Source organism: Sporosarcina sp. BP05 (genome assembly GCF_014282005.1).
Taxonomy (GTDB): Bacteria; Bacillota; Bacilli; order Bacillales_A; family Planococcaceae; genus Sporosarcina.
Window position 1 is genome coordinate 1 of the sequence record NZ_JACFTD010000034.1, and the last position, 10,880, is coordinate 10,880.

12 protein-coding genes are annotated in these 10,880 nt (G+C 35.8%); 5 read left to right on the forward strand and 7 right to left on the reverse strand.

Annotation, left to right across the window (positions count from 1 at the left end; all coding sequences use genetic code 11):
- Together H2672_RS18445 and H2672_RS18450 are read right to left on the reverse strand one after the other, a co-directional pair.
- A partial coding sequence (locus H2672_RS18445) for a phage integrase N-terminal domain-containing protein (protein ID WP_186673803.1) occupies positions 1-310 on the reverse strand: 310 nt, incomplete at its 3' end.
- A 551-nt stretch (positions 311-861) separates the two neighbouring features.
- Positions 862-1,101, reverse strand: a complete 240-nt coding sequence (locus tag H2672_RS18450) for a hypothetical protein (protein WP_186673805.1) — start codon at positions 1,099-1,101, stop codon at positions 862-864.
- Positions 1,102-2,379: 1,278 nt separating this feature from the next.
- Here H2672_RS18450 and H2672_RS18455 point away from each other — a divergent pair.
- Complete coding sequence (locus H2672_RS18455; protein ID WP_186673807.1) at positions 2,380-3,237, forward strand: DUF2599 domain-containing protein; 858 nt, start codon at positions 2,380-2,382, stop codon at positions 3,235-3,237.
- Positions 3,238-3,438: 201 nt separating this feature from the next.
- Here H2672_RS18455 and H2672_RS18460 read toward each other — a convergent pair whose 3' ends face one another.
- The 3 genes from H2672_RS18460 to H2672_RS18470 form a co-directional block, all read right to left on the reverse strand.
- The gene (locus H2672_RS18460; RefSeq protein WP_186673808.1) at positions 3,439-3,738 is read right to left on the reverse strand and encodes a hypothetical protein; all 300 of its coding nucleotides are present in this window, start codon (positions 3,736-3,738) and stop codon (positions 3,439-3,441) included.
- Positions 3,739-4,276: 538 nt separating this feature from the next.
- Positions 4,277-4,840 (reverse strand): recombinase family protein, encoded by a 564-nt coding sequence (locus H2672_RS18465; RefSeq protein WP_186673809.1) that lies wholly within the window; start codon positions 4,838-4,840, stop codon positions 4,277-4,279.
- A gap of 701 nt (positions 4,841-5,541) precedes the next feature.
- On the reverse strand, positions 5,542-6,255 hold the full coding sequence (locus tag H2672_RS18470; RefSeq protein ID WP_186673810.1) for a geobacillin-26 family protein: 714 nt from the start codon (positions 6,253-6,255) through the stop codon (positions 5,542-5,544).
- Between the two features lie 259 nt (positions 6,256-6,514).
- Here H2672_RS18470 and H2672_RS18475 point away from each other — a divergent pair, with 259 nt between their 5' ends.
- Entirely contained in the window at positions 6,515-7,396 is an 882-nt protein-coding gene (locus H2672_RS18475; RefSeq protein ID WP_186673811.1) for a helix-turn-helix domain-containing protein, read from the forward strand.
- Positions 7,397-7,600: 204 nt separating this feature from the next.
- A complete protein-coding gene (locus H2672_RS19795) occupies positions 7,601-7,732 on the forward strand; it encodes a hypothetical protein (protein WP_255485895.1) in 132 nt (43 codons plus the stop codon).
- A 237-nt stretch (positions 7,733-7,969) separates the two neighbouring features.
- On the opposite strand, the gene H2672_RS18480 is transcribed toward H2672_RS19795, so the two are convergent.
- Positions 7,970-8,737, reverse strand: a complete 768-nt coding sequence (locus H2672_RS18480; RefSeq protein ID WP_186673812.1) for a MarR family transcriptional regulator — start codon at positions 8,735-8,737, stop codon at positions 7,970-7,972.
- A 280-nt stretch (positions 8,738-9,017) separates the two neighbouring features.
- On the reverse strand, positions 9,018-9,551 hold the full coding sequence (locus H2672_RS18485; RefSeq protein ID WP_186673813.1) for a MerR family transcriptional regulator: 534 nt from the start codon (positions 9,549-9,551) through the stop codon (positions 9,018-9,020).
- A gap of 343 nt (positions 9,552-9,894) precedes the next feature.
- Between H2672_RS18485 and H2672_RS18490 the strand changes: the two genes are divergently transcribed.
- A complete protein-coding gene (locus H2672_RS18490) occupies positions 9,895-10,290 on the forward strand; it encodes a nucleoside 2-deoxyribosyltransferase (protein WP_186673814.1) in 396 nt (131 codons plus the stop codon).
- Positions 10,291-10,412: 122 nt separating this feature from the next.
- Complete coding sequence (locus tag H2672_RS18495) at positions 10,413-10,805, forward strand: topoisomerase (protein WP_186673816.1); 393 nt, start codon at positions 10,413-10,415, stop codon at positions 10,803-10,805.
- Positions 10,806-10,880 lie beyond the last annotated feature (75 nt).

Consider the following 10,880-nt stretch of genomic DNA (forward strand, 5'->3'; position numbering starts at 1 on the left):
TTTTCAGTCCTTTATTATCGGAAAGTTCGTGTTTGACGTTCGGAATCATGTCATGCATGTAGCGAATTGCCCCTAAGTCATTTTTGAGTGTTTTCGGTGCGACGCCTTCAGCTTGTCGCTGCTGGATATAGGCCACTACATGTTTATCTTGTAAATTCCGCAAGTTTTTCATCTTGAATTTCTCGTCTAAAAACCCGACGAAATTTCGGCAGCTGCTTTCATACCTAGCACGAGTACCGAAAGAGTTTGCTCTTGTATGCCGATAAATTTTCTCCATCTGCGCCATGATCGGTGACGTTCCTTTCGTCATATTTCCATCTCCCTTTTAAAAAAGTGCATAGCTCACCCGCTGGCATTTTCGGGTGTCCTCAGGACTTCCTCAAATACTGAAGGTTAAAACTAAAATACAAACCCAGAGATAACGGTATTTACGGGTGTATTTTCGGCTTTTTGGTACAGCTTTCTCTTTGCCCGAATTGCACTTCAGATTTTTATCACTTCGTTCAAAATCTGTGTCGTGCTCATTTGGCTAACGCCAAATAGCGGGCAAAGAGAAAGCTGTACCCCGTATCCAATTGTGTGTGTGAGTATTGAATGGAACATCCCCTAACGGGTTGGCTTTGCCACGTTCCAGTGAACTGCCATCAGGCAAGCATATCGCTCAGGTCTTTGACCTCGTTCACTTCCTGCCGGAATTTATTAACCGCCCCAAGCGTGGCGATCGGCTCTATTCGTCAGCCTGCATTACGAATGCTTATACGCGCATCAACGTCCATTCTATTAGCGACAAAGTCGCAAGTCAGCCAACATTCGCTGATTGCCTTATCTGAAAGCGAAGTTATTTTTTTCCACCCTTTTTGTTCAGCCCCAAGTCCCGTCTACGCAATATTTAAACCACTCGCCATTTGCGAAATGAATGTTTAAATACTTGTTGGGAATAACCTTTTCAACTTTTGTATTTTCCCCTTTTCCATACTTTTTTTCTTCCTCTAAACCCATTGCATTCACATGCTGTTTGTACACCTTTTTAAATAGTTTTTGTTCATTCTCCGCTAATTTAGCTAACATATTTCCTCTCTCCTTTTCGAGTTTTGTACCCATTTTGAGCACTCCATTTTTTATGATTTGTTGTACTTTACTGCAAAATGCAGCATTTGATAACACTTATTTTTGGACGCAAAAAGACCTTTGGTATCTGATTTTTTCCGTAGCAAAATAGGAGTCTAGTTTGCGTACGCCACAATCAGCCCAAAGGCCTGTCATTAGTCATCACTGCCGAGTCCCGCATGGGTCTGGCTTTTAAAAGTTAAAGTAAGTTTATATGCTGTTAGTTTATCAGTTTTCTTTAGAGTTTTCAAATACTTTGTTGATTCGGTTTAAAAAAATCCAGTTGACCCTGTTTTTGTTATCTTTTAACTCTCATATAGATGCGGTGACATAACACCAGTTCACGGCAGTAGTTAACTTCATTACTCAATAAGAAACCCTGTAAAGGCAGCCGTATCTTTACTAAAGCACCCGTTACTTCAATAAAAATGAAGGTTTGAATTCATGCGTTATTGTAACATGAGCGTAACAAGATGAAATGTATCGTTTGGGATTCGATTTCAATTGAGGTGATGGCTTACTAGCATGTTGGTTTGAGAAATTACGTTTTGATAAAAAAAGATTAACAGAAAAAGGAGTAAATTCATGTTCAAAAAAAGTATTGGATTCTCATGCCACCTTTTCTGATACTAGTAATAGTCTCACTTAACACAGGAAATAATCTTTATGGATTTTTAGCAATAATTATTTTCTGGATTATTTATTGTTTTTGGGATCATATTTAAAAAAAGAAACGGGCCAAAAAATGATGTCATTCAATTTATTATCTTGAAAGTAACTGCGGTTACTTTTTTTATTGGCCAATTTTAAATATGTGACATTAGACAATTTCATTTTCCATAAAACAGAATATATAAAATGTTTTGTTCTTTTCTGGGAATTATTAACTTAAGTATGTTAGTATAAAAATAATCTGACAAATCTATAAAAATATAATTCAAATATAGGGAGGTAACTTATTTTGTCTTCTTATGAGGCCTTTAATTATGTTAGATATGAATTTGTTTTTGGGTTGCTGTGATTAGTATTTCATTTATTTGTGTTGTGGTTTCAGCTTTAAATTTTATCATGTTAGGAGCTTCTGCTGATGAATTGAATATCGGAGTTGAATATATAAATGCAAATATGTTTATCGCAATTCTGTTTTTAGCTCTTATTAATTCTGTGATTCCCTATGTTGGTAAAAAGAAGGGGGGACGATAATGTACAAAAAAATGATATAAGTAAGGTAAATTTATATTAAATTTTTTCAAAAAAAAGGGGGATTGTGAAATGAACCAGAAATCAAAGTTATTGGTTTTGTTTTTTCTTTCATTGTTAATGGTATTTAGTATGATATCTCCATCATTATCTTATGCTGTAGCTATAGATGATAAAGTGTCTATAATTAAGATTGAAACTGATGATGGTTATAAAGTAGGGTTTGGAACTCCTATAATTTCATCAAATTTAGATTTATCTTACACGAAAAAAATGAAAAAAATCGAAAATAGTATTGAAAAAGTTGAAGGAAATACAATTGAACAGAAAATCATTTTGGATTCAACACTTTCTAATTTTACTATTGAGGTTCCGTTAGATTTGCAAAATGGAGAATATATAGTTCTTGGAAAAGATGATCAGGGGAATTCAGATGGTGCGGCAATGATTTATAACGAACAAAATGAATCTATTGGAATTCTTTCAGCGCCAATATTGGGAAGCGATAAGAACTACAAGATAGTTTCTGTAGATACAAAAAGTAGAGATACATTAAAATTCAGACTAGAATCCGATGGATTGAATGAATCCACTAATATGCTAATAACATTAGCTGCTACTACTTATGCTACTTATTTTTCTGCTGGTTCATGGGTTTATAGGGGGACAGAATTGTCCTTGAGGTTAACACACAAGCCTTATCTTTTCAGTGGTACGACTAATGATAAAATTCTGAAATTGTCGGATTCTTGGGGTAAAGTAGTTAGTACGCATTCGGGATCGAGTAACTGGAAAAATGCAGCTGGTTTATCTGATCAGTATGCTTGTCACTATGGTTATGCACCGTATGAAAATCCTTGGCATATAGAACCCTGGAGACCGAATGTGGGTATGACTCAAACAATAAAAGATTTTTGTAATCCAGAATAATAATCCTTAGGATTATTTATTGAAAGAGTAGCTTCGGCTGCTCTTTTTTTATTTAGCCAAAAGAAAAAATGGGAAACATCAACGATGAATGGAGATAAGAATAGCACATCGTGGTGCGGGCTCTCCGAGGGTGAAAAGAAAGAAGTCCGTCACGCTAGCGTGACGGACTTATGTTTGTCCTTTTATTAACTAAAATTACTTTTAAATACGCTCTCCTTTTTTGCCTAATAAAACTGATAATCCAATAAAAATATACGGATATGATAAAAGCGTCAATTCTAGAAAACCTAATCCAAATAACGAAGAATGCTCATCCGCATAATTACCACTATCTACCATATATTTACCGATTAACAAATAACTAACAATGGATAAGAAAACAAATAGTAGTCCAATCACATTAAATTTAAATTTTTTGATTGTATATAAAAAGACTGGTATATAAATCAAACCTAGTAAAATTAAAAATAAGAAAATATACAACGGCTCGTGAACTCCCACTAAAACACCCCCTGTAAAATCATACCATTTTCTTCCTCATAGGAATAGGTAAGGTTTTGAAGTTATCGCCACCTTTACCTCTCCTTCACACCGTACGTGCGACTTTCACCGCATACGGCGTTCCAACTAATCCAATTCAATTAATCATCAACACTTCTGATTATAACAATATAGTCCAGGTGTCTCAATTCTTCCGTTTCAATAAGTCGGTGCCTCCCTTGGGAGGTGAACCTCTTTTAGTCTCGCGAGAACCTTATTAACCGGTAAAGATTTGCCTTGCATGATTAAGTGATTCTTCATTAGTCTAGTGGCTATCCCTCCATGTGGATTAGACATTTCATCGGTACTGTACCACCACTTTCGCTGATATAAAAATAAGTTATACAATAACTAGTCCGTTAGTTGAATAAGGAATTTGATCGCTAAACGAGTTTGTATGCTGCATGTACTGTAGGTTAACATAACGCCGGTTCACGGAAGTAGTTAACTTCATTACTCAATAACAAAAAGCTGCTACGAAAGACAGCCAATACTTAAACTAAAGCAACCCTTTAGTTACTTCTCTTTTGGCACGGATTAGCGTGCTTTTAGAAATCCCTGTAATTTCTTCTACTTGCGTATAGGAATTCGTTTCCAATAGCTGTAAAGCGTGTGCTACTTGCTTTTTAGTGAATTTCTTCGGTCTACCTTCACGGAAATCAGGATTCTGCTTCGCAATGGCTTTCCCCTCTGCTAATCGTTCAACTATCATATCCCTGTCAAATTCCGCAATAGCTGATAACATTCTTAAAATTAATCTGCCCATTGATGTATCTTCTACAAGTCCCATATTTAATATGTGAACCTTGATTCCTTTTGAAAGCAATTCTTTGATTAGATTTACCCCATCCTCTGCCGATCTTGCAAAACGGTCTAGCTTCGTAACTACCAATGTATCCCCATTTTTCAGCAATGAAAGTAACTCTACAAATTGGGGACGATCCGCTTTAGTTCCAGTGAATTTCTCGGAATAGATTTTGTCGCAACCTTCACTTTCCAACGTCTGCAGCTGTAACTCTAAATCTTGTGACGCTGTACTTACACGACCATAACCATATTTCATATGTATTTGTCCCCTTTTTGCAGTTCACTTATGACAATTAGTTATGACACCACTTGATGCCTTGATATTACTGCATCCCGAAAACGGTGTCAATACCTCTAAGTTGTGACACCTTTAATGAATAAAAAAGTCTCCCTTTATAAATAAAAGGGAGACTTTTTACGAATCTAACATATTTACATTGTGTTAGATTTATTAGTTTTTTGAGTGCACTTTAATACATCTACTGCTCTAATTCAAGTTTGGATGCTGCATGCACCCCAAGTAGACATTTTCTTATAGAATTTTCAAAATCCCCATTTTTCCGGGGTCAATTAATCAAAAAAACACCCGTTAAGATGGGTGTTTTTTGTTCTTTATCCAATATAAATCGTGTTACTATGACTCACTTTTAACATAACTAGTTTTAAGTGGCTGATTAATGCATCTTAGAATATATTTTTTATCTTGTATATATGAGCAAAAAAAGTGCATACAGCGAGAAATGATTGATGTAATCAATTTACACTATAAAAAAGAAGAAGTACCAAGACCATAAATAAAGTAAGCTTCCACCAAAAAAGATACTAATTAAAATTGTTAGAAATACTGAAGACTTTTTCTCTGGTATTTTACGGATAGAAACAAAGAGTAATATTAAAAATAAAAGGGATATTATTGTGAGTTCTATTAGCACATTGAAACCCCCTTTTCTATTTTAACTAAAAAGTGATTCTTCCGTAGAAATATCCTGAATCTAAATATGCATCATACATTGCTTTTCCTTCTGCATATGCGATTGCACTTGAAACGATCGTTAACAATCCAGCTACTACTTTTGTCCAGACAGGTTCCGGTACTAGATATAAAAGGGTAATTGTTGAGAGAATCCCAGTACCAACCTTAACTACAGCTTGATCCTTGCTAGCCATAAATCTATCTACTGATAATTTGTAACTGTTTAAAGCCGAAGCATTAGTAGATTTCTCAACCGGATTTTTAGAAACAGTAGGACGTAGTGTTGTAAGCCAAATGTAATCTCCATTATAAGAATAAACCCAATAGCCGTAGCTATCACCTAAACTTTTTGATCTAATTAAAGTTCCGTTATTAGCTTGTGTTTGAAGTGATGCTGCTGATTGTAAATCGTCAGTCATTAATTCCTCAATTATTAAATTTCGTTCCAAATCATATGTTTCATATTTCATTTCATCTGTCTTTTTATAATATGTAGCAACATAAATATTTTTGTCATCTTTTGTTTCAACGGATTTTATTTCTCGGTTATCAACTAATATTTTTGCAGTTATTCCATCTTCCAAAACGATTTCATTTTCTAATGATACAGTTTCCTCTGCATGAACATGGAATAACGGAACTACAATCATAGCAAATAGAGCCATAAATGTGGATAAAAGAATTTTCGTGATTTTCATTTTCATTTCCCCTTTAATTACAAGTAATAGCTTGTAAGTGATTTTCATCAGCTTTCAAACTTTTTTAAAAAAAACTAATAAGACTTATTACTGTAGAATCAACCCTGATTTAAATTAACTACCAGTCAAAATCCAAATATCAACAAGAACTTGTATCCATTCCATTACATAACCACCACCTATCTCCAATAACTTTAAAGGATAAATGAGATTATATGACGAAATATTCCATATGTAATAAAAGAACGGAGAGATAGGGATGCATTTTGGAAAAGAATTTAAAAAGATTCGAAAAAATAGAACATACAGCCAAACGGAATTAGCGAGTGGTATTATTTCGCAAAGCACCTATTCAAAATTTGAAGCTGGAATAAGAGATGTAGATGCGAGCATCTATCTTCAATTGCTTCATCGCTTGAATATTTCAGCGGATGAGATTGATTATATTCAGAATGGCTATAGTTACGGACAAAAACAAAATCTTATTCATAAATTATTTTCGATAAATTACAATCACACGGAACATCTACGTAGTTTAAAGCGCCAAGCAGTCGATTTTTTAGAAGAACAGTATGACCAAGATATAAAGAATGTCTACTTAATATGTGAAGCATTTATTCAACTATATGATACCAAAGATATAGAAGTAGCCAAAAATATAGTGGGTCCAATTTGGGAAAGTGTGTCAAAATATGGACAATGGTATCTAAATGATATCCGTATTATCAATACCATTTTATTTTTATTTCCAGTAGACATTGCAATTAAGTTCACAGAAACAGTATTAGTAAGATTGGATACATATAAAGACTTTCGGGATGTAGCAAGACTGAAGATAGCATTTAAGATTAATCTCTCTCTGTTACTTATCAAAAATAAAAATTATGTAAAGGCACTTACAATTATTGTAGATTCATTACAATGTGACAAAAAAAAGATGAATTATTCCATTTTGGCGCTCCATTTTTCAAGAGAAGCCATTTGCAGAGCTAATATACAGAGAGAAGGATCAGCAGAGCTCTTGGAAAAAGCACGACAGCTATTGATACTTTATGATGATTACGACTATTGGGAACGCATTCAGCTAGAATTTAATTATTATACTTCGCCAGAAATTAAAAGAGATGATACCCGTAAATAGATAAAAAAGTCTCCCTTTCTAAATAAAAGAGAGACTTTTCGTAAATCTAACATATTTGTCTACTCCTAGATTGAGAAGTATTTTGAGTGCACTCAAATAGATCTGTTGCTCTAATTCCAGTTTGGATGCTGCATACACCACTAGTAGACATAACAACAGTTCTCGGAAGTTGTTTCGAACGCATTTCGAGGGGAAAACCCCCGAGTGACAACAAACCAGCTCCTACCGGCCTCTGGACACCGTATACAGCGTTTATACATCGTTGAGTTGACGGGCTTTCTGAAAATCGTAGGGCACGCTGAAATGAATAAATATACAGATTTACCGAAACGATAAGCAGGCCAAAAAAACGCCCTGATTTGGGATCCATGATCTTTTTACCATCACGTCTTTTAAATGCTTCTGCGTGCTTTATATGCCATTTGACGATATTTGCAGAGTAAAGTGCCCAAAAACTTTTTAATAAGCCTGTACAAGCATTGTATACGCTCTAATGAAGTCTACGAGCGTGGAATACTTTGCTTTCGGTGTTTTTTTGACCAATATTTAGTTGGGTAGCGTTCAATCGTGTACTTAATGCGTACATATCTTGAAATTTGGTTCGACCGGAAACTCTTGGAAGACGTCACCAAATAAGGTTTTGCTGATAAGTTCACGCAAAACGCCATCATAGTATCCCGTTAAATTTTTGATTTTCTTGTTTTTCGTTGCTTGTGTTGTAATCCGTAGTGCCTGTAAAGCTAAATCCTCTAATAGTTGGCCTTGATCTTTATGCATTTCAAACTTCATTAGTCTGATTGACTTGGCTTTGTAGATACCGAATAGACGGCTTGCAACCGATTGATCTCCTGTACTGTTTGAAAGAATTGATTTAAATCGATTGTAAAGTGACGGCTGCGAAGCATACGTATCATGGAATGATAGATTTTGTTGTTTAGAGTTTAAGGGAGTTTCTTTGTCGGGACATTTGGTTGGGACATTTTCTATTTTAGATGGTTCAAGGCGTATAAAAACGATAGCATTTGATGACCTTCTTTTGTCTCCATTATGCCTTTTTAAGGAATGCTGTTGAATGGTCCCTAATGATTCAAGCTGTTGGCATGCCCTGGTGACTGTTTTTCGACTGATGCCTAATTCTGCGGCTATCTTGGATTTACTGCGGTATGATACCCCGTAATACTTGCAAGAATAACGATGCAATATGTCTAGTACTCGGTAGGTTGAGCGTGTTAAGTCTTTGCCGTGACGTTCACGGATTAATTTTGTATTGGCGTTTAGTTCATCAATTGTGAAGAATGGTTGTAATAATTGGTAGGTTTGTGGTGTGTTTAATAGTGTCATTTTAACCGTTCCCTTCTATTAGGAACAAAAAAAGCGGAAGTCTGCCCGTAAATCATGGCATAACTCCGCTTTTGCGTTTGGTTCTTGAAATTGTCGGTTGTTGTGAGTATAATGACAATATCAGAAGTTGCAGCAAGGGATTTAGCCGTAGTAGGATACGGTTAAACGGTTTTTATCGGACTCCAATCCGGTTCAAACACGCTGGGCTTCTATTTTTTTGTGTCCGTTCATCATTGCGATGGTACTAGCATACACGATAAATGGATAAACTTGCAATCTCTTATTTTCGTTTTCCGAATAATCTACCGAATAACCCTGGCTTTACTTCTGCTTCCTTGACTTCCACCGCTGCTGTTTCTTCCTTTGCTTCTTCAATCGCCTGTAACGCTAATTGAAATGCCTGCCGTTCTTTTACCCGTTCAGCCCGATCATCAGCCGCTCTGGCTTCGATTAATGCCGTCTGAGCCTCAATCATCCCACGTAGTTCTTTTATTTCCGTCAAAGCCTCACGCAATAGTTCACCGTCGTTCTTGGCCAACGTAAAGCCCGCTTCCCGCTTTGTCTCCTGCTCGCCCTTCATGAGTAACGCCGCTTGCTCGGCAGCCCGCTCGATCGTCATGCCACCCGCCAGTAACTTCCGTAAGTGTCGAAATGCAGATACGTCCGATTCCGTATAGATGCGGTCGCCCTTATCGTCTTTCTGAACATTCCCGCCGTACTTTTCCACGGCAAGCGCATACTTCCTCATGCTGCTCGCGCTGACCCCGATTAATTCGGCTACTTGTGCTGTCTTGAATACGCTCTCTAGCGTCATGACACCCGCCCCTCTCTGCCCGTTACCGCCAATTATACGGAAATGCCTTAACTATCGCAATTTATGACGGTAATATCGCCGGGAATCGGCAGGAGAACGGCGCTCGGTTAGGACGATAATTTGACGGGAATTGCGAACGGGTATTACCGCCTTAGTTGATGAACTATCGACTAATTATCCTTATATGCGTTAAAACGGCTCTGTCCCATCACGTAAAAGCGACAGTCACATAACAGATTGGGTTTCTATTCCAATCAATGTTAGTATTTCCTTATTGAACTAACGGGGCAGTTTAGTGCAAGATGATGATAAAATATATAATAAAAAAGGGATGAGAAATAAAATGAAATTTTATGTTGCATCTAGTCTTAATAATATTGAAACTGTTAGGTATGTTAGTGAAAAATTAAAAAGTAAGGGATTCATCCATACATATGATTGGACTCAAAATGAAAGAGTTTCAACCATTAACCAACTAAAGGAAATAGGTCAAAAAGAGAAAGATGCGATAATCGAGGCAGACTTTATAGTAGTTTTATTACCAGCTGGAAAAGGAAGTCATATTGAATTTGGAATTGCATTAGGTCAAGGTAAAAAGATTTATCTTTATTCGCTTAATGAAGAAGTTAATAACATTGAAACCACTAGCACTTTTTATCATCTACCTGAAGTTGAAAAATGCATTGGAACCATTGAAGAATTAGTTGATATTGTTTCTTTAAATTCTAAGGTTTGTTGAACTAACGAAGCAGGTTAGTGAAATGATAAAATTGGAACTTTAACCAATATATAACGTCGAATTCACGTATGGAGAATTGTGTGGAATGTGCAATTTATTTTTGAAAGGGGAATTTAGAAGTGATGAAAAAAGCTATATTTTCAGGAATTGTATTTTGTTCAATCTTGTTAGTTGGATGTAATACAACCGAGGTATTAGAAAGCGAGCAGGAAGTAGTAGTTTCTCAGAGTGACTGGGAAAATGATGGAGTACCAAATTTAATATCTGGATTATCTAATGAAATAACAGTATCTATTACAGAGCAAACGGAACTTGAAAGTGATTCACTAGCAATAACGGTAGGTGGTGGTGCTGATGAATTAACAGTTTCTGTAGGTTTCCCAAAGGATGCAAAAATTGATGATACGTTGATTCAACAAATAGTTGAAGATACTATTAAGAATGTTTCAGAAACAGAAACAGTTAGCGAAGAAAAAATAAAAGTGAAATTAAAACTAATAATCGAGAAATACTAAGAGTGAAGTTCTTAAAGGATACAAACTGCCTTAAAAATAAAGTAGTTTTATAAGTATGTGAATAAATGTACTTAA